Below are 18,147 nucleotides of genomic sequence, written 5' to 3'. Positions count from 1 at the left end.
TGCCGTGTCACGATGGAACAAAGATTTATCTATCATTTTGAACACAGTCTAGTATGACAATCCGGTTAGACAGAGAGCGGTTCGTCGCAACGATGAAAGAGCAGGCCACAATCGGGGCCACCGACGGTGGTGGCCTTCACCGCCTCGCCCTGTCTGATGACGACAAGGAGATTCGTGATTGGTTCGCAACGCAGATGGAAGCGGAGGGTCTCGATATCCGAATCGATGAGTTCGGTAACATGTTCGGTCGGCGTGCGGGAACCGACCCGGATGCGAAACCGGTGCTCGTCGGCTCGCATCTCGATTCACAACCCTATGGAGGGATTTACGACGGCGCGCTGGGCGTTATCGGCGCACTCGAACTCATCAGGACACTCAACGACGAAGACGTAGAGACGGTCCATCCTGTCGAAATCGTCAACTGGACTAACGAAGAGGGGTCGCGGTTCCAACCAGCGATGCAAGGAAGCGGTGTCTGGGCGGGTGCCCACTCGCTGGAAGGCGAGTACGCGAAGACTGACGCGAACGGGAAGGTGTTCGAAGCGGAACTGGACCGAATCGGGTACAGAGGAGACGTCCCGGCAGAACCGCAAGAAGCGTACGAAGCGTATCTCGAACTGCACGTTGAACAGGGGCCGTACCTCGAAGAAAACGAAAAAGAGGTCGGCGTCGTCACCGGCATCGTCGGCTTCACGTGGGGTGCGGTGACCTTCTACGGAGAAGCCGACCACTCGGGGCCAACACCGATGCATTACAGAAAGGACGCACTCGTTGCTGCGGCGGATGTCATCACCCAGATTCGACGGATTCCGAGCACACTCGGTGAGCGAACTGTCGGAACCACCGGCTATGTCGACGTCAAGCCGAACTCTATCAACATTATCCCAGACGAAGTGACGTTCACGTGGGGATTCCGTGATCCGAGCGACGAAATTATCGAAGAGGCGTATCAGCGCGTCCTTCAGGAGGCAGAGTGGGCCGCCGAACGCGAAGGAATCGACTGGGAGTGGGAAGAACGAATGCGGGCCCCTGCGGTCGAGTTTGCTGACCAGTGTGTCGATGCAGTCCAAGCCGCAGCGGACGCCCTTGGATTAGATAGTATGCGCATCTTCAGTGGTGCAGGCCACGACGCGACACACATGCACAGCGTCTGTGATACGGGAATGGTGTTCGCCCCCAGTGAGAACGGAAAGAGCCACAACGAATCTGAATATACGAGCTGGGACGATTGCTATGCAGCGGCATCGACACTGGCGAACGCTGCTGTGACGCTCGCAGGCGGTGATGTCGAATGAGCGACCCAGAATTCGAGCGCCTCGGTATCTGGAACTGGGAGCGGCCAGACATCCGCGACGAAATCCGATACGCACAGTACGCCGAACAGCAGGGATTCGATACGGTCTGGCAGGGTGAGTCACGTCTCGTTCGAGACGCGATGACGGTCATGGGTGCGTACTCGCAAGTGACAGACCGCATCAAGTTTGCACCCGGTGTGACCAACTGCTACACGCGAAACGTCGCGTTGATGGCCCAGACGTTCTCGACGCTGCACGAACTCTCAAATGGCAGAGCGATGCTCGGTATCGGCGCGTGGTGGGACCCACTCGCATCGAAAGTCGGTATCGACCGACAGAACCCGCTTCGGTACATGTGGGAGTACTGTACGGTCCTTCGTCGCCTCCTCAACCTCGAGAACGTAACCTACGACGGCCAGTTCATCTCGGTCGACGATATCGAGTTAGACCTCGTGCGGTCGGACGCGAAACCTCGACAGGTCCCGATCTACATCGGTGCGACCGGGCTCACGATGAACAAGATGTCCGGCGAACTCGTCGGGAAGGGAATCATCGACGGCGTCTATATGAACTACCTGATTCCGCCATCACACAACGAGCAGGCGATGAAGGCGCTGACGAAAGGCGTCGAAAAACAGGGAGGAGACATCGACGACGTGGACCGCCCGCAGTTAATCGCCGTCTCGATGGACGAAGACCGTGACGTCGCCATCGACAACGCTCGTGGACTCGTGACCCAGTACATCGGGCAACAACCTCACATTCGGGAGAACTGTGGCATCGACCCCGAACTCGGCGCACAAATCGAAGAAGAACTCGGTGGATGGCCCGCCAAGGCCGACGATATCGAACGTGCGAGTCGGTTAGTTTCGGACGACGTCGTCACGAACATCGTGGCAGCGGGCACTCCGGAAGACTGCGTACAGAAAGTCGCAGATTACTGTGATGCAGGCTGTACGGAAGCGTCCCTCTACTCTCTCGGCCCGAACGTCGAGGAGGTTATCGACGTGTTCGCCACGTACATGACCGAAAAATAAGGATATCTCGTCGGGGGTTCCCGTCACCGATCGATGAGGTACGAGACGACTTCGTCGACGGGGCGAACGTCTGCGTACTTCGCATTCATATCGAACAGATTCGACTCGTGAGGCTCGATTGCTCGGTCACCGACTGCTTCTTCGGGAACGATCGTCCGATAACCGTTCGCACAGGCATCGACGACAGATGCGCGGATGCACCCACTCGTCGTACAACCCGTGACCACGAGTGTATCGATTCCCCACGCGACGAGCATCGACGAGAGTTCTGTTCCGTGGAAGCCGCTGGCCTGCCGTTTGTCGAGGATGTGGTCGGTATCCGCGACAGCGAGTCTGTCGTCTATCTCGACCCACTGACTCCCCACAACGAGTGTATCGAGTCGAGGAATCTTCTCCATCCAGATGCCGTAATCGGAACCGTTCTCGTGGCTGGTGACGATGCGCGTGAAAACCACAGGGACGTCGTTGTCGTGTGCGGCTTCGAGCAGCCGGTTCGTTCGCTCGACGACGGCCGTCAAGTCGCCTCCGAGGGGATTTTCAGGGTCCGTGAACCCCTTCTGCAAATCGACGACAAGGAGTGCTGGATGGTCGCCGTACCCGACTCGTGTGTCCATACTCGCGCGTTCGTACGTTGCTCGCTTATCCGCAGACATACGCGTATGGTTCAACGATTGGCGATATAACTCTTTCAGCGGGTTCTGTGAGGTGTCTACGGTCGAAAGACGGAGTGAATACTTTTGCACTATGGGTGTGATTCACACCCATGGAGTCACTCGACGGCAAATCAGCGGTTGTGACAGGAGCGAGCAGTGGAATAGGCCGCGGTATCGCGAAGGGATTAGCCGAAGAAGGAGCAACAGTCGGAGTCAATCACCCACCAAGTACGGCCGAGGCGGACAAGGCGGCTAGCGTCGTCGACGAGATTCGTGCCGCCGGTGGAGACGCGGTTACGCTCGAAGGCGACGTGAGCGACGAAGCAAGTGTCAGAGCGATGGTCGAGACGTTCGAGTCCGCCCACGGTCCAGTCGAGATTCTCGTCAACAATGCAGGTATCGTCACACAGTCGCCGCTGGCTGAGATGCCGGTCGAGATGTGGGACGAAGTGATGGCCGTCGACCTCCGTGGAGTGTTTCTCACGACTCGGTTTTTCCTCCCCGGAATGCTCGACGCAGGGCGGGGGAGCATCGTCAACGTCGCATCACAGTTGGGAATCAAGGGTGCAACGGAACTGGTTCACTACTCGGCGGCGAAGGGTGGGGTCATCGCGTTCACACGGGCGCTTGCCAGAGAAGTCTCACCAACAGTGCGGGTGAACGCCATCGCACCGGGCCCCATCGAGACAGACTTACTCGGGGACCTCTCCGAGGAGTGGCGGGCCGCGAAAGAGGCCGAACTCCCGATGGGACGTCTCGGCCGTGTCGAAGACGTGGTTCCGACCGCAGTCTTCCTCGCAAGTGACGACAGTGCGTACTACACAGGACAGACGCTGAGCCCTGATGGTGGTGACGCAATGCACTAGCGTATGTCACGATTCGAGAGTGCAGGAACTGAGGATTTATAGTGGTGGACGGTCTTCTCCGTGTTAGATGTCAACAAAAGCCGCGCGGACCAGCGAGGCAACCCACGGGTCTGGCCTCGCGTCGGTCGTCGAACGAGTCAACATGAAGTACGTTCTCATCGCGTACTTTGCCCTTGCAGCGCTGTACATCTACCTCCCAATCCTCTCGATCATCGCGTTCTCCTTCAACTCTGGCGGACTGACGTTCCCGTTCGTCGAGTTTACGACCAGATGGTATTCAGAGCTCTTGGCGACGGACTCCATGATAGAGGCAGTTGGACGGTCGCTCCAACTTGCTGTCGTGGTGATGGTTATTACGACGGTACTGGGGACGGCCGCGGCGCTCGCGTACCGCTACGACTTCTGGGGACAGCGTGGACTGCTGTTCTTACTCATCATCGGGATTATCACGCCGGGCATCACCTACGGTGTCGGCGCGACGCTGTTCTTGAACGAACTGCTCGGCCTCAGCAAAAGTCTCTGGCTCGCAGTCCCTGTCCACGTGGTGTGGACCCTCCCGTTCGCAGTGATCGTCTTACTCGCGGGGTTCCCACCGAATCTCGCTGAAAACGAAGAGGCCGCTCGCGTGATGGGTGCGGACAACATCACGGTCCTCAGGCAGATTATTCTCCCACAGATCGCGCCGACGGTGCTCGGGGCGGCCGTGTTCGCGTTCACCCTCTCGTACAACGAGGCGACGCGGAGTCTCCTCTTGCTCGGAAACGAGAACACGATGCCGTTGGAAGTGTTCTCCATCGCGTCGGCGACCCGGGCGACGCCCGACCTGTTCGCGCTGGGAAGCATCACGACGATTGCCTCGACACTCCTCATCGCTATCGCTGGCATCCTCGTCTTCCGCGGGCGGAACAGCTAACCAGGTACCAAAAAAGCGACTTTTCGATACCGTCACCTCACTCGGTGATGGTGATTTTCTGGACGCCGTCTCGGAGTGTTCGTACTTCGAGGGCTGCGAGTTCTTCGCGGGTGGCATCGAGCATTCCCACGTGATTTCCGGCGAGTTCGCCCGCTGGACTCTTGAAACAGGTTGGCCCACACGCAATGAGAATCTCCTGTTCGTTTCGGTAGCCGGGGTAGAGGAGAACGTCGCCACGAGATGGGTAGACCGTGTGGTTTTCTCGAGGAACATCACCGAGGTCTTCGTCGTCGATGTTGACCCAGACCGCATAGCCGCTCCAGCGAACGTGCATGAGCTCTGATTCGAGCGGAAGGAGAGAACGAAACACGCGAACCGACTCCGGGGCTTCGTCCTCGAGCAGCGTCATGGCGTAGGATTCGTCGCCGATGGTGAGTGTGAGCGTCATGAGACTCACCAGGCCGTCCAGCCGCCGTCGACACTCAGAATGTGACCGGTGACGAAGTCGCTCTCGTCGCTGGCGAGAAAGAGTGCGGCATCTGCGACGTCCTCAGGCTGTCCGAAACGTGGCCACGGAGTCGAGGCTTGCCAGTCTGCCAGTAGTTCAGGGTCGTTCTCACGCCACTCTGCGTTCTGGGCCGTCTCGATGATACCCGGGGCAAGTGCGTTCACGTTTATCTCCTCTGTCGCGTAATCGAGAGCCATCTGCCGGGTGAGGTTCGAGACCGCACCTTTCGATGCACAGTAGGCACCACTGTTGCCCGCTCCGACGAGGCCCAGAATCGACGAGAGATTGATGATCTTCCCATTCTCGCTCTTGCGGAGGTGTGGAAGCGCCATCTTGCAGCAGAGGAAGAGCCCTCTGAGGTTCACGTCCATGATTTCGTCCCATTCGTCCAGCGGTGTCTCGCCGACAGGATACTGGTAGTAAATGCCCGCATTGTTGACGAGAACGTCGAGGCCACCAAACTCTGAAACAGTGGTGTCGACCGCACGCTGAATCTGCTCTGGGTCGGTCACGTCCATCTCGACGTACGTGTAGTCGGCACCGACGTCGTCGAGGTTGTCGAACACTGACCGCTCTGTGTCGAGTTTGGGTTCTCGTCTGACGTCGGCGACGACGACACTGGCCCCTTCTCGACCGAACGTCGTTGCGATGGCGTTACCGATTCCAGAACTCGCTCCCGTCACGAGAGCGACTTTGCCCGCTAATCGAGACATGTGAACAACCACCACAGGAAACAGCAAATAGCTGTCGCAGCGGATGAAGATATCTTGATCGCTACTCGTCGAAGAGTTCGGCTACAGATTCGTGGTCGCCACCGACACTCAATGCGTACACGAGCTTCAGTCGAGCTTTGTGGGCCGGCAAATCGCCACCAAACACGACGCCGTGGTTCGCGAGTGTCGCACCACCACCACCGGTCCCGTAGACACCGCTTACAGCGCCTGCCGAACACCGAGACGTCACGACGACAACGACGCCAGCATCGATGGCGTCCCCGATGGCGTCTCCGAGCGCAGAGGTTACATTACCGAGACCGGTCCCCTCGATAACGAGCCCGTCAACACCTGCATCGACGGCACGCGTTATCTGTTCAGCACCGACGCCAACACCCGATTTGACCATCTCCACGGAGGCTGTTGGCTCAGTCGTCTGGATGTCTACTGACCGACTGCCGGGTGCTCGGAAGAATCGGACTCCCTCACGGGTCGTCGCCGCAATTGGTCCCTTGTCTGGTGAGCCGAAGGTGTCCAACTTACTGGTGTGCTGCTTCGTCACGTCTCTGGCGGCATGGAGTTCCTCGTCGAACGCGATGTATACGCCTCCCTCACCCACGAGCTTCTCGTGCGCTGCGAGCCTCACGGCGGTGAGTAAGTTAGCCGGACCATCCGAACTCGTCTCGTCAGGACGACGCTGTGCTCCGGTGAACACGACGGGTGCCTCGACATCGAGCGTCAGGTCGAGTGCGTACGCCGATTCTTCCATCGTGTCCGTCCCGTGCGTGACGACGATACCAGCAGCGCCATCGCCAACTGCCTCGACCACTGCCTCACGCAGTGCAGAAATGGTCTCGAAGTCCATGTCGAAACTCGGTCGGTGGGCGACCTCGGTGACAGTCAGATTCGCATACGATTCGAGTTCCGGAACTGCGTCGACAAGTTCGGCACCGCGTTTCTGTGGGGTTGCACCCCCCGCTCCTGACGTGCTTGCAATCGTTCCCCCTGTGCTGAGAACTACGATTTCTGGTCGCATACCTCACATCGACCAACGACATCGTTAGTTCTTTCGTCGCCACGGGAATCCAGTAGTGTAAAAATTCTGTCCGTACGTTGTTCAAAATTTGGCATTGATGCCCGAAATTATCCAACATACGGGCGCCAATAGGTGAAAGGTTAAGTACATAGCAGTCACAAATGGTATCATGTCACGCGGTATCAGTAGACGTAACTTCATGTTGGGCGTCGGCGCAACATCAGGGACACTTGCACTCGCAGGTTGCACTGGAGGCGGCGACAACGGCGGAGACACCAACGGAGGAGGAAACGGCGGCGGTGGTTCTGACGGTACGACCACCTCGGGCAACGGCGGCGGCGGTGGTTCTTCTGGCGAACGACCAGTGCGCTGGATGGGTCCAGCATGGGCAGTTCGCGACGGACAAAGTTCGAAGTTCACCGAAATCACAGATATCCCCATCGAGGTAACGAATGCTGATATCCCGACGACACAGCAGAAGTTGCTCAGTGGTGACCGCGAGACGTTCGACGCGTTCTCGATCGACACTTCCGGGGCGGGCGCAATCACAAAAGACAACAACGCCAGCCTCACGGTGCCGAAAGATTCACTCGACAAGTGGGACGAAGAGAAAATTACCCCACTGTTCACGGACCCCGGAGAACGTGTAGGGTATCTTGGCGCACAGACCGACACGATTCTCGAGGAACTGTGGGCTGACGACGAACGAACGGAACTCCTCTTCCCGCCACACGTGTACAACTTCGACGCGATTGGCCTGAATCCGAAACTGGTCGACGAGTCGGCAGTCAACAAGTGGAGTGCCCTGTTCGACCCACAGTACGAAGGGAAAGTCGCGATGGGTGCGACGTCGGCAATCACCATCCCCGAAGCGCTGATGCACATGTTGGACAACGACATGATCGACGGAAACGTTGGTGACCTGAACAACCCAACCGAAGACCAACTCGACGCGGCAGTCGACTTCCTCATCAAAGAAAAACAGCGAGGACAGTTCCGGTCGACGTGGGTCGCGTACGGGAATTCGGTCAACCTCATGTCCAGTGAAGAAGCAGTCCTCGGCGACATCTGGCAACCCGCCTGTCTCGACGTGCGCCGCGCAGGTACCCCCTGCACGTACGCGACGATGAGTGCAGGTGTCCAAGGATACCGCTACTGGTACGGTGGCATCGCGCCATTGAACCCCGGCGCAACGAACCGGAACAACGTCGACGTGGTCCACACCCTCATCAACGACGTTCACTACGGTGCGTGGTTCCCCGGATACATCCAGGGATGGGGCTACTCTGTCCCGCACTACCCGAACAAGGAACTCGTCCGCGATGGCTCCGACGAATCCGGTCAGGGGATGGGCCCAGAGTACTACGATTGGGCGTACGAAGGCCAAGCAACCTACCAGGCCGTCGACGAACCGGGCCTGTTCGACCCACAACAGTACGACTGGTCGATGGAAGAAGGAGAACCAGACGCGAACGGCCAGGTGCGCAACAGTGGCCCTGTCGAAGAACGTATCGACCGCATCGGGTTCTTCCAGATCTGGCCCAGCAACGCCGACTACATGCTCGAACTGTGGAAACAGTTCACGAGCGCCTAAACGAAAACGGATTTAAATTTTTGCACACGATATCACACAATGTCAGATAGCAACCCGGCCGTGAGTTCAGAACAGGCAGACCAGCAAGCAGAAGCCGGTGAGGGGCTCTTCACCCGGCTTCGAGGTGCCCGTCTCGGAGAGGTGCAGATACTTGTAGGACCGACGGTTCTGTGGTTCTTCATCTTCCTGCTCGCCCCTCTCGTAGTGATTCTCTATTACAGCTTCCTCACGTACTCGAGTTTCAACGTCGAGTTCACGTTCACGCTCGACGCGTGGGAGGCTGTCTTCCAACCGACCATCTACGACGTCTTCATCCGGTCACTGCTCATCGGCGGTGCAGTCACTGTCGTGACGCTCATCTTCGGGTACCCGTTGGCGTACTACCTGCGGTTTTACACCAGCCAAAACGGCGGCATCCTGCTGTTGTTGTTCCTCGTCATTCCGTTCTGGACCTCTGCGGTCATTCGCACGATTGGCTGGTACCCGATCCTCGGGGTGACCGGCGTCATCAACAAACTCCTCATCCAGTGGGGCCTCGTCGAAACACCGGTAGAGGCACTCCTGTTCTCGCCGTTCTCACAGATCGTCGGGTATCTCGGGGCCTACATCGTGTTCATGGCCGCTCCGATATTCATCTCGCTCTCGCAGATCGACGAGGACCTGCTGGATGCGTCCGAGACGCTTCGCGGGGACCCCATCGACACGTTCAGATACGTCACACTCCCACTGAGTATGCCAGGCGTCGTCATCGGTATCATCTTCGTGTTCGTCCTCTCTATCGGTGATTTCACCATCCCACAGTTCCTCTCTGGAGGGAAGGGGACGATTACGACGCTCATCTACCTCTCCGTCAACAACGGGCTGAACTACCCCGACGCAGCAGCGCTCTCCATCGCGCTTCTCGTGATTATCTTCGCTGTCGTCTACGTCCTGACGCGGTTCGTCGACATCAGTAAAATCGCACAGAACTGACCGGCGCACTTCGTCCGGCTTTCGTTTTGAAAAAATTCCGCAGTGAACTCAGTTTCCGACCGTGAGTTCGTAGACGCCAGACTCGTCGAGTCGAGCGTGCCATCCCGGGTTGACGACGATAGTCGTCGTGTCTTCTTCGACGATAGCTGGGCCGTCGAGTTCGGCCCCCGCTGGGACGAGTGACCCATCGTAGACAGTCGTCTCGACGAACCCACCTGCGCGCTCGAAGTAGGCGTCGCGCGTGCCCGATATCGCGTCCGACAGTTCGTTGTCGGACGAGAGAACCCCTTCGACGTCTGGCGGCGTGACCGCGCCGTAGGCGATGCTCTCGATGTTGATGAGGTCGACAGCAGTCTCGGGTTCGGCGTAGGTGTACAGTTCCTCGTGGCGTCTATCGAAGGCGTCACGAAGCTCTGAGAGCCACTCTTCGGTGATTTCGGTGGCCGGCATCTCGACCTCACACTCTTTGATCTGGTTCTGGTACCGCATCTCGAAGACACGCTTCAGGCTGATGTCGTCGTCGCTGATACCCTCCGTTTGGAGTTGTTCGACGCCTTCGGCTTCCAGCGCCGCGAACACCGATTCGAGGTCGTCAGGGTCGACAGCGGTGATTGCAGATGGGTAGGATGCGAGTGTGTTGTGTTTGTAATCAGAGACGACCTCACCATACGCACAGAGGACGCTCGCCGTCTTCGGGACAAGTACTCTCCCGATGCCCAGTTCGTCGGCTAACCCAGTCGCGTGCGCCGGGCCAGCACCACCGCCGCAAACCATCGTGAAGTCACGGGGGTCGTGGCCTTTCTCGATGCTCACTTGTCGAATTCCGTCGACCATCGTCTTGTTCACAATCTCGAGGATGCCTGCGGCAGCAGTCTCGACGTCGAGTTGCGACTCGTCGGCGATGTGTTCAGCTACCGCTCGCCAAGAGGCATCAGCGTCGATAGCCATTCGGCCACCGAGGAGTTCGGTCTGGTTGAGGTATCCGAGGACGACGAGCGCGTCCGTCGTCGTCGGACGTGTTCCACCGCGGTCGTAACAGGCTGGACCCGGGTCTGCGCCAGCGCTCTCAGGGCCGACCTTCAGCACCCCTCGGTCTAACTGCGCGATACTCCCGCCACCTGCACCGATGGTCTCGACCTGGAGCATCGGAAGCCCCATTCGATACCGCATCAGGTCGAAGTCCTTGCGAATCTCGGTCGAACCGTCACGTGTGAGACTGACGTCGAAACTCGTCCCACCCATGTCGATAGTGATGACGTCTTCGGACCCAAACTGCCGTCCAAGATGAAGTCCTGCAGCAGGGCCGCCTGCTGGGCCGGAGTTGATTGCGTAGGCCGGCCGTGCTCTCAGCGACTCACTACTTCCGATTCCGCCGTTCGCCTGGATGTACCGAATCTGTCCGTCGAACCCGTGTTCGTCGAGATACTCGTCCACCTGTTCGACGTACTGGTCGAGCGTCGGCTTGACGTACGCGTTGACGACCGTCGTACTCGTTCTGGTGTACTCACGCACCTGCGGAAGCACGGTCGAAGAGACTGACGTGTAGACGTCGGGGAGCTCTTCTTCGATGATTTCGACCACGCGATTTTCGTGGTCGGTGTTGGCGAACGACCAGACCAACGAGACGGCGACAGCCTCGACACCTTCGTGTTTGAAGCGCTCGATGGCCTTGTAGACGTCGTCTTCGTGAAGGGGTTCGTACTCAGAGCCGTCCGAGAGGATGCGACCACGGACAGGCATCCGGAGGTGGCGTGGGACCAGCATCTCGGCCATCGGATACTCCATGTCGTACCGGTGACCGTCTTCTTTGTGTCCGAGCCGTATCTCGAGTGAGTCCTCGTGGCCCGCCGTGCAGATGAGACCGGTCTTCGCCCCGGTGTGTTCGATGATTGCGTTCGTCGCCACCGTCGTGCCGTGGATGATGATGTCGATAGACGAGAGGAGCCCGGCGATATCCGTATCGAGGTCGTCGGCGACGAGTTCGAGACCGTCACGGACGGCCTGTGAGGGGTCTGACGGCTTCGATGGCGTCTTGTACACGTTGAGCGTGTCCTCACCCGAAAGGACGAAGTCAGTGAACGTCCCACCGCTATCGATGCCAAGCCGGTACATCAGGCGTCACCTCCGGCAGTGGCAGACTCAGACCGTTTACTTCTGGATTTCCGGACCTTGTCGGTCTCTTCGTCGTCGAGTGTGCCGTCGTCGTGCATGACGACGCCGTACTCTTCGTAGGCCCCAACTGGGGTGACGATTCCCTGTTTCACGTCCTCGACGACGTTCTCGACGGGGCGAGTCAATGGATCGCCCACGCCACCGCCACCGGGGTTGTAGTTCCGGCACCGTTCTCCAGGGTTCACCCCGAAGATCGTATTCTCGCGATACTCTTCGATACTCCCGTCTTCGCGTTCGTGTTCGACGAAGCCGAGTTTTGGTCGTTCGAGGGAGTTGTACGACCCGAGTGCGTTCGGCGTCTCGTTCTTCCGCCCTTCACCCCACATGATGATTTGCATCTCGTGGTCTCGGGGTTCGACTTCCCACACAGTTCCGCAGCCACCGCGCTGTCGGCCTGCTCCACCGCTATCCGGACGGAGCGAGTATCGGTGAAGGATGAATGGGTACATGTGCTCCATGATTTCGACGTCGCCGCTGGAGAGCGCACCGAAACAACAGAGTGGACCGCGGGAGTGCCAGCCGTCCATATTGTGGGCGGCACCCGCGCCGCTGATGATGGAGGCGAGCACCATCGTCGTGTACGCCTTCCCAGTCTCTGGGACCGTCCCAGCGACGTTGACACCGCTCGTGTGCCCCCACGAGGCGACCGCACGTTCCGGGACGGCCGCTTCGAGCGCAGTCCGGACCGCGTCTGTAATCGTCTCGCTTGGGGTGGTGGTACAGTTGACGTGCGGTGCTGGTTCCGTGGCGTTCGTCATCGTCCCGGGTTCACCGACGTCGACCGTCAGTGGGCGATAGAGCCCCTCGTTGTATGGTGGGTCGAGCTGCATGAACATCATAAACCCGAGGTAGACACCGCTCATCGAGTTGGCTTCGTACGAGTTGATGTAGTATGGGACCTGCTCAGGGGATTCGAGTTCGATGTGTGCCTCGTCGCCGTCGATGGTGACATGCGCAGTGATGTCTATCTCACCCAGCCCGTGTCCGGAGTCTTCGAGCGGTGACGTCCCGGTGTACGTCCCGTCTGGGATGGTCTCTATCTCCTCGCGCATCTGCTCTTCTGCACGGTCGAGCAGCCTGTCGAAACAGGTGTTGACGGTCTCGATTCCGTATCGTTCGACGAGTCGCTTCAGGTGGCGTTCACCGATTTGGACCGCTCCATGCTGCGCGTTCAAGTCGCCTTTCCAATCTTCCTCTGAGCGAACGTTGGCGAGCAACAGGTCACGAACGTCTTCACGCAGTTCCCCTGCATCCCACAGTTTGAGCGGGGGGATACGGAGCCCTTCGGCGTATATCTCGGTCGCATCCGGGTTGTATCCACTGGGGACCGGCCCACCGATGTCGGTTACGTGCCCTTTCGAGACTGTCCAGTAGTGGAGTTCGTCGTCGACGAAGACCGGTTTGTACATACAGCAATCGAGAATGTGGCTCCCGCTGTGTGCGGGGTCGTTGTGATACATCACGTCCCCCGGTTGGATGTCGTCTGCGAACCGCTGGATAATCGTCTTGGTCGCCGGCATGAGACTTCCGAGGTGAATCGGGATGTCCTGTCCCTGAATGAGCATCTGCCCTTTGGCATCGAACAATGCATTCGAATAGTCTCGAGCGATGTTGAGAACACTCGACCGCGCTGTGTTCATCATCGTAGTCGTCATTTCACGCTGTGCTGTTTCCAATGCACCCTGGACGACCGACAGGGTAATCGGGTCTATTTCACGAGTCATCATTGAGAATGACACACACACCAATATTATATCTAGCGGGGTGCGAGCGCAGAAGGAGACCAGTTTCAGTCGTCAGCCATCGGTGGTTCGTCACCGAACTGGAAGTGGTCTGGGTAGCCTCGCTGAAGCTTTGACTCGGGTCGCTTGTAGGTCATGACCGAACTCGTAGACTTCCCAAGCGTGACGAGTGACTCTGCGAGAACGGCCGCCGCACCAACACTGTCGATGACCGGAACTGGCAGTTCCGCTTCGAGCGCCTCGTCGAGCCCACCCATGCCCGCACACCCGAGGCAGATTACCTCGGCACCGTCTTCTTCGATAGCCTCCCAGCTTACCTCCAGTAAGCCTTCGATAGTCGCCTCGCGGGCTGTCTCCGTCTCGATGACAGTCAGGTCGGTACACCGAACCGACGCACAGTTCGATTCCATCCCCGTCTTTTTGACCGCGGCTTCGATGAAGTCACGCGCACGAGGAAGGATAGTCGCAACCGAGAAGCTCGCACCGAGCATATTCGCCATATACATCGATGCCTCGGCGATGCCGACGACTGGTTTGTCCGTCACTTCTCGACACGCTTCGATCCCCGGGTCACCCCAGCACGCGACGATGAACGCATCGATATCGTCGTCGGCCGTGAGAATCTCTTCGAGCAATCCAGGGACTGCGAGGTAGTCGTCGTAGTACGATTCGATACTCACTGGGCCTCGTTCTGGTGACACGGCGATGATTTCGGTCGTGTCCTGAGTGTACCGGTCTGCGACACGTCCGATGTTCTCTGTCATCTCGAGGGTCGTATTCGGATTTATCGCCTTGATTTTCATGTTCCTCGCTAGCACGACACGCTCAAATTATATATGCGTTCTCGGTCGGTGGCGAACCAGCGTGCGAGTCGGGAACGACCCGACTCCCATGAAATACTATCCGACTCAAGTGGGTGCCTCTGACAGCAGTATCCGACTCAAGTGAGTGCCTCTGACAGCAGTGTCTCGGCTTTTATCCCCGCATTCGGATTTTGTTCCACCCAGTCATAAGTCCGACGGTTGGGTTCCGATACCTTCGGGCCATCCTGTCGGTTTTGCCGCTGTGGGTTGTGCGTGTTCTCGTTTCAGTACCATCGGGGTTCGTTTCAACGACAACACGAGGACGTTATCCTGGTTGTACGCCCTGAGTTCGGTCGTGACGATACCGACGTGCGGGCGAGAGGAACTCTCGCGTTTCTCGAGAACCTCGCTCTCGGCGAAGAGTGTGTCACCGTGGTAGACAGGTGCGTGGTGTCGGATTTCGTCGTATCCGAGGTTCGCAGTCGCATTTGCCGAGACGTCGATGACACTCATCCCCACTGCGAGTGCGATGACGAACGTGCCGTCGACGAGTATCTCACCAAACTCGGTCTCGGAAGCGTACGCTTCGTTGAAATGCATCGGGTTGAGATTCATCGTGATATTGGTGAACCACACGTTGTCCGTCTCGGTCACTGTGCGACCGTAGGGATGTTTGTAGATGTCTCCAACAGTGAAATCCTCGTAATATCGTCCTTGCCAGCCATTCGCGAGTCGTCGTTCGTGGTCGGTCTCTTCAGTCATGTGTGCCATGCGTGAACACGCAGCCATCCTATACCAACGTTTGCATCGGGAGAAATACTGTACAGCGATTCGAGGACGCGGAGCCCGTCAATCGAGGTACCAGTCGAAGACCGTTGCGAGGTCGTGAGGGATGTGCCCGCCGCGCGAATCAGCCCGGTTCAGATAGGCTCGAAGGTCGTCGCGGAACGACGGATGGGCGCACTCGGAAATCATCACCTCGGCCCGTTCACGAGGCGAAAGTCCGCGAAGGTCAGCAACGCCCTGTTCGGTAACGACTATCGAGAAGTCGTGTTCTGTGTGGTCGACGTGCGGAACCATCGGAACGATACGTGGAATCGCCCCGTCTTTGGCGGTCGAGCCGAGTGCGATGACGCCGAGGCCGCTATTCCGAGTGAAATCTCCACTCCCCCCGATGCCATTGGCGACGTGTGTGCCGGCAATGTGCGTCGAGTTGACGTGGCCATAGAGGTCGACCTCGAGTGCGCTGTTGACACCGATGACGCCGAAGCGGTCGATGAGTGATGGATTGTTCGAGACAGCAGCATTGCGAACGATGACTCGCTCAGCGTATCGTTCCACGTCGGCAAAGAGGCGCTCTTGACCGTCTCTGGAGAGCGCAAGCGAGGCCGCACTGGCGGACACGAGTTTATCGTCGTCGATCATGTCGAGGAGTCCATCCTGTATGACTTCGCCATAGTACGCAACCGTTCGGTCGCCGAACTCAACGTCGTTGAATGCGCTCATCAGGGCGTTTCCAAGACTCCCAACACCGAACTGCAGATTCACTGCCGAAGCGAACATCGGATTTCGTTCGACCTCGTCGGCGAGAAACGTTGCGAGATTGTGTGCGATCCGCCGGTCGGTCTCTGTGGGCTCTCTGAACGTGTAGGACTTGTCTGGGCTGTCAGTCCGAACGACCATCTCGAGTTTCTCTGGGTCGAATTTGATACGTGACGAACCGATTCTGTCGCCAGGACCAGGAAGTGGAATCGGCTCACGGTTCGGCGGAGGCGTTCGCGAATACACGTCGTGTAAGAGTTGGAGTTCGAGTGGTTGTGCATCGTTTACCTCGACGATGAGTCGTGATGCGCTGTGGATGTACTCAGGGGTATGACCGACAGAGGTTGTGGGGATGAGCCAGTCGGGGCCGACAGCAACCGCCTCGACGAGTGCGACGTCTGGAGTTCCGTAGTGGCCGAATGTGACTTCGTCGCCGAGGCGGGAGATGTGCCGGTCGTGAAATGCGATTGCCCCTTCGTTGACCGCAGACCGTGCTTCTGGCGTCGCCTGATATGGGAACCGTCGCTTGATTGCGCCTGCTTCGACGAGGGCCGTATCGACTTCGCTCCCGACGCTGCCACCACTGATGACGGTCAGTGACAGGTCTCTCTCACTCGCAGCAAGCGCAAGTGGAACGTCTTTCGGGTAACCTGCGCGCCCGAATCCACTCAAGACGAGTGTGTCTTCGTCGCCGATACGTGCCGCTGCGTCCTCCGGAGAGCCGAGCGGAAGTCCGTCAGCGACGCGTTCTGTGACCGGGATGTTCCTGCTCATCGTTCACTTGGAGTCCGCTCTAGTCGAGCGGAGGTCCAGCTACAGTGTCGGTTCTCTGTGCCACTCATCGAATCACACTACAGGTCTGACTGAAAATAGGATAAACGTTGTGTACAGATTCTAACAGCAACTCGGAGGCCGTGACCTTCGAAGACACGGATCTCCTGAGATATGTCGTTGAAGACCAACGAGCCCATAGATTTATTCAAATCTCAATCCAACGGGCGCTAATGAAGACGGTAACCTCAGGGAGCGTTGAGCTATCAGCCCAGCAGCGTCTCGTCAGAGACAGTATCCGGGATATCTGCGACGACTTCGACGACGAGTACTGGCGGAAGAAAGACGAAGACGGAGAGTATCCCACCGAGTTCGTTGCCGAACTAGGAGCACACGGCTGGTTTGGCGTTTTGATACCTGAAGAGTATGGGGGTGCTGGAATGGGAACTCCCGAAGTGGTTGTGATGATGGAAGAGATTGCGGCAGCCGGGGGTGGGTTCGCTGCTGCACAGTCGATTCACGGTGGAATCTACAACTCTGTCCCAATCGTTCGCTATGGGAGCGACGAGATGAAGAACGAACTCCTGCCATCCGTGGCGGCCGGTGAGACTGCGATCCAGTCGTTCGGGCTCACCGAACCGAATGCAGGGTCCGACTCGACATCCATCGAGACGTTTGCGGAAAAACAGGGCGAAGAGTACGTCATCAACGGCCAGAAAATTTGGACGTCTCGCGTCGATGCAAGTGACTACATCGTGCTGGTCGCCCGAACGACCCCGAAATCAGAAGTGGAAAAGCGAACCCGTGGAATCTCGATGTTCCTCGTCAACATCGACGACGCTGTCTCTGCAGGGAGCCTCGAAATGAAGGCAATCCCGAAATCTGCGAGTAACGCAGTCCACGCGTACGAACTCTGGTTCAACGATCTTCGTCTCTCCGCCGATTGCCTCATCGGGAAGGAAGGAAACGGGTTCTATCAAGTGTTGGATGGCCTCAACGAAGAACGGCTCGTCATCGCCGCAGAGTGCATCGGTCTTGGCGAACTTGCAATCGAACGGGGCGTGGAGTACGCAAAAGAGCGCGTCGTCTTCGGGCGTCAAATCGGGCAAAATCAGGCGATTCAACACCCGTTGGCGAAAGCGTACGCCGAGATACAGGCTGCGAAGATGCTCACCTACAACGCCGCCGCCATCGTCGACGAGGACACTGGCGCGGCAGTGGGCGCACAAGCGAACATGGCGAAGTATCTGGCAGCAGAAGCCGCGTTCGCAGCGGCCGACGCTGCCGTCCAGACCCACGGTGGGTTCGGCGTTGCGAGCGAGTACGACGTCGAGCGGTACTTCCGTGAGGCCCGACTCACACGCTTAGTACCCATCACCCAAGAGTTAGTTCTGAACTATCTCGGTGAGAAAGTTCTGGGACTCCCCCGTTCGTATTGAGCATCGGTGAGTTACATTTTAGCCAATTTTGAACGCGATGAGTGGAACAGACACCAACTAACATGTGTGACGATTAAACCCTGTATTTTGA

16 protein-coding genes are annotated in these 18,147 nt (G+C 58.1%); 7 read left to right on the top strand and 9 right to left on the bottom strand.

Translation table 11 applies throughout. The features are described 5' to 3' along the window. Positions 1 to 53 precede the first annotated feature (53 nt). Together ACK3SC_RS16975 and ACK3SC_RS16970 are read left to right on the top strand one after the other, a co-directional pair. Positions 54 to 1,295: a Zn-dependent hydrolase gene (locus ACK3SC_RS16975; protein WP_416841422.1), complete on the top strand. Its 1,242-nt coding sequence runs from the start codon at positions 54 to 56 to the stop codon at positions 1,293 to 1,295. Continuing rightward, entirely contained in the window at positions 1,292 to 2,332 is a 1,041-nt protein-coding gene (locus ACK3SC_RS16970; RefSeq protein ID WP_416841421.1) for an LLM class flavin-dependent oxidoreductase, read from the top strand. Before ACK3SC_RS16975 ends, ACK3SC_RS16970 begins: the two co-directional genes overlap by 4 nt. 23 nt (positions 2,333 to 2,355) lie before the next feature. Here ACK3SC_RS16970 and ACK3SC_RS16965 read toward each other — a convergent pair whose 3' ends face one another. Beyond that, positions 2,356 to 2,985 (bottom strand): isochorismatase family protein, encoded by a 630-nt coding sequence (locus tag ACK3SC_RS16965; RefSeq protein WP_416841420.1) that lies wholly within the window; start codon positions 2,983 to 2,985, stop codon positions 2,356 to 2,358. 110 nt (positions 2,986 to 3,095) lie between these two features. Here ACK3SC_RS16965 and ACK3SC_RS16960 point away from each other — a divergent pair, with 110 nt between their 5' ends. Together ACK3SC_RS16960 and ACK3SC_RS16955 are read left to right on the top strand one after the other, a co-directional pair. Next, the gene (locus ACK3SC_RS16960) at positions 3,096 to 3,851 is read left to right on the top strand and encodes an SDR family NAD(P)-dependent oxidoreductase (protein WP_416841419.1); all 756 of its coding nucleotides are present in this window, start codon (positions 3,096 to 3,098) and stop codon (positions 3,849 to 3,851) included. A 67-nt stretch (positions 3,852 to 3,918) separates the two neighbouring features. Continuing rightward, entirely contained in the window at positions 3,919 to 4,764 is an 846-nt protein-coding gene (locus tag ACK3SC_RS16955) for an ABC transporter permease (protein ID WP_416841418.1), read from the top strand. 37 nt (positions 4,765 to 4,801) lie between these two features. Here the strand turns inward: ACK3SC_RS16955 and ACK3SC_RS16950 are convergent, their stop codons facing one another. The 3 genes from ACK3SC_RS16950 to ACK3SC_RS16940 all read right to left on the bottom strand — a co-directional run bounded on the left by ACK3SC_RS16950 (position 4,802) and on the right by ACK3SC_RS16940 (position 7,021). After that, positions 4,802 to 5,212: a DUF3830 family protein gene (locus ACK3SC_RS16950; protein ID WP_416841417.1), complete on the bottom strand. Its 411-nt coding sequence runs from the start codon at positions 5,210 to 5,212 to the stop codon at positions 4,802 to 4,804. Between the two features lie 5 nt (positions 5,213 to 5,217). Then, positions 5,218 to 5,985 (bottom strand): SDR family NAD(P)-dependent oxidoreductase, encoded by a 768-nt coding sequence (locus tag ACK3SC_RS16945; protein WP_416841416.1) that lies wholly within the window; start codon positions 5,983 to 5,985, stop codon positions 5,218 to 5,220. Between the two features lie 61 nt (positions 5,986 to 6,046). Continuing rightward, a complete protein-coding gene (locus ACK3SC_RS16940) occupies positions 6,047 to 7,021 on the bottom strand; it encodes an asparaginase (protein ID WP_416841415.1) in 975 nt (324 codons plus the stop codon). Between the two features lie 169 nt (positions 7,022 to 7,190). On the opposite strand from ACK3SC_RS16940, the gene ACK3SC_RS16935 reads away from it, so the two are divergent. Both ACK3SC_RS16935 and ACK3SC_RS16930 read left to right on the top strand, forming a co-directional pair. Then, a complete protein-coding gene (locus ACK3SC_RS16935; protein ID WP_416841414.1) occupies positions 7,191 to 8,615 on the top strand; it encodes an extracellular solute-binding protein in 1,425 nt (474 codons plus the stop codon). Positions 8,616 to 8,654: 39 nt separating this feature from the next. Next, positions 8,655 to 9,587, top strand: coding sequence for an ABC transporter permease (locus tag ACK3SC_RS16930; protein ID WP_416841413.1), 933 nt, complete (start codon positions 8,655 to 8,657; stop codon positions 9,585 to 9,587). Positions 9,588 to 9,635: 48 nt separating this feature from the next. Here ACK3SC_RS16930 and ACK3SC_RS16925 read toward each other — a convergent pair whose 3' ends face one another. The 5 genes from ACK3SC_RS16925 to ACK3SC_RS16905 all read right to left on the bottom strand — a co-directional run bounded on the left by ACK3SC_RS16925 (position 9,636) and on the right by ACK3SC_RS16905 (position 16,620). Further along, a complete protein-coding gene (locus tag ACK3SC_RS16925; protein WP_416841412.1) occupies positions 9,636 to 11,699 on the bottom strand; it encodes a hydantoinase/oxoprolinase family protein in 2,064 nt (687 codons plus the stop codon). Further along, the gene (locus ACK3SC_RS16920) at positions 11,699 to 13,483 is read right to left on the bottom strand and encodes a hydantoinase B/oxoprolinase family protein (RefSeq protein ID WP_416841498.1); all 1,785 of its coding nucleotides are present in this window, start codon (positions 13,481 to 13,483) and stop codon (positions 11,699 to 11,701) included. Before ACK3SC_RS16920 ends, ACK3SC_RS16925 begins: the two co-directional genes overlap by 1 nt. Before the next feature lie 65 nt (positions 13,484 to 13,548). Further along, the gene (locus ACK3SC_RS16915; protein WP_416841411.1) at positions 13,549 to 14,304 is read right to left on the bottom strand and encodes an aspartate/glutamate racemase family protein; all 756 of its coding nucleotides are present in this window, start codon (positions 14,302 to 14,304) and stop codon (positions 13,549 to 13,551) included. Between the two features lie 204 nt (positions 14,305 to 14,508). Then, on the bottom strand, positions 14,509 to 15,066 hold the full coding sequence (locus tag ACK3SC_RS16910; protein WP_416841497.1) for a MaoC family dehydratase: 558 nt from the start codon (positions 15,064 to 15,066) through the stop codon (positions 14,509 to 14,511). 87 nt (positions 15,067 to 15,153) lie between these two features. Beyond that, positions 15,154 to 16,620 carry an acetyl-CoA hydrolase/transferase C-terminal domain-containing protein gene (locus tag ACK3SC_RS16905; protein WP_416841410.1) on the bottom strand — a complete coding sequence of 489 codons (1,467 nt, stop codon included), beginning with the start codon at positions 16,618 to 16,620 and terminating at the stop codon, positions 15,154 to 15,156. A 230-nt stretch (positions 16,621 to 16,850) separates the two neighbouring features. On the opposite strand from ACK3SC_RS16905, the gene ACK3SC_RS16900 reads away from it, so the two are divergent. Further along, positions 16,851 to 18,056: an acyl-CoA dehydrogenase family protein gene (locus ACK3SC_RS16900; protein ID WP_416841409.1), complete on the top strand. Its 1,206-nt coding sequence runs from the start codon at positions 16,851 to 16,853 to the stop codon at positions 18,054 to 18,056. Positions 18,057 to 18,147 lie beyond the last annotated feature (91 nt).

Source organism: Haloferax sp. DFSO52 (assembly GCF_048158745.1).
Classification (GTDB): domain Archaea; phylum Halobacteriota; class Halobacteria; order Halobacteriales; family Haloferacaceae; genus Haloferax.
This window is presented reverse-complemented; position numbering and strand designations above follow the sequence as displayed.

What these genes read in the sequence shown, in the direction of transcription:
- ACK3SC_RS16975 (WP_416841422.1), top strand. Translation starts at nt 54, where the DNA reads ATGACAATCCGGTTAGACAGAGAGCGGTTCGTCGCAACGATGAAAGAG.
- ACK3SC_RS16970 (WP_416841421.1), top strand. Translation starts at nt 1,292, where the DNA reads ATGAGCGACCCAGAATTCGAGCGCCTCGGTATCTGGAACTGGGAGCGG.
- ACK3SC_RS16965 (WP_416841420.1), bottom strand. Translation starts at nt 2,985, where the DNA reads ATGTCTGCGGATAAGCGAGCAACGTACGAACGCGCGAGTATGGACACA.
- ACK3SC_RS16960 (WP_416841419.1), top strand. Translation starts at nt 3,096, where the DNA reads ATGGAGTCACTCGACGGCAAATCAGCGGTTGTGACAGGAGCGAGCAGT.
- ACK3SC_RS16955 (WP_416841418.1), top strand. Translation starts at nt 3,919, where the DNA reads ATGTCAACAAAAGCCGCGCGGACCAGCGAGGCAACCCACGGGTCTGGC.
- ACK3SC_RS16950 (WP_416841417.1), bottom strand. Translation starts at nt 5,212, where the DNA reads ATGACGCTCACACTCACCATCGGCGACGAATCCTACGCCATGACGCTG.
- ACK3SC_RS16945 (WP_416841416.1), bottom strand. Translation starts at nt 5,985, where the DNA reads ATGTCTCGATTAGCGGGCAAAGTCGCTCTCGTGACGGGAGCGAGTTCT.
- ACK3SC_RS16940 (WP_416841415.1), bottom strand. Translation starts at nt 7,021, where the DNA reads ATGCGACCAGAAATCGTAGTTCTCAGCACAGGGGGAACGATTGCAAGC.
- ACK3SC_RS16935 (WP_416841414.1), top strand. Translation starts at nt 7,191, where the DNA reads ATGTCACGCGGTATCAGTAGACGTAACTTCATGTTGGGCGTCGGCGCA.
- ACK3SC_RS16930 (WP_416841413.1), top strand. Translation starts at nt 8,655, where the DNA reads ATGTCAGATAGCAACCCGGCCGTGAGTTCAGAACAGGCAGACCAGCAA.
- ACK3SC_RS16925 (WP_416841412.1), bottom strand. Translation starts at nt 11,699, where the DNA reads ATGTACCGGCTTGGCATCGATAGCGGTGGGACGTTCACTGACTTCGTC.
- ACK3SC_RS16920 (WP_416841498.1), bottom strand. Translation starts at nt 13,483, where the DNA reads ATGACTCGTGAAATAGACCCGATTACCCTGTCGGTCGTCCAGGGTGCA.
- ACK3SC_RS16915 (WP_416841411.1), bottom strand. Translation starts at nt 14,304, where the DNA reads ATGAAAATCAAGGCGATAAATCCGAATACGACCCTCGAGATGACAGAG.
- ACK3SC_RS16910 (WP_416841497.1), bottom strand. Translation starts at nt 15,066, where the DNA reads ATGACTGAAGAGACCGACCACGAACGACGACTCGCGAATGGCTGGCAA.
- ACK3SC_RS16905 (WP_416841410.1), bottom strand. Translation starts at nt 16,620, where the DNA reads ATGAGCAGGAACATCCCGGTCACAGAACGCGTCGCTGACGGACTTCCG.
- ACK3SC_RS16900 (WP_416841409.1), top strand. Translation starts at nt 16,851, where the DNA reads ATGAAGACGGTAACCTCAGGGAGCGTTGAGCTATCAGCCCAGCAGCGT.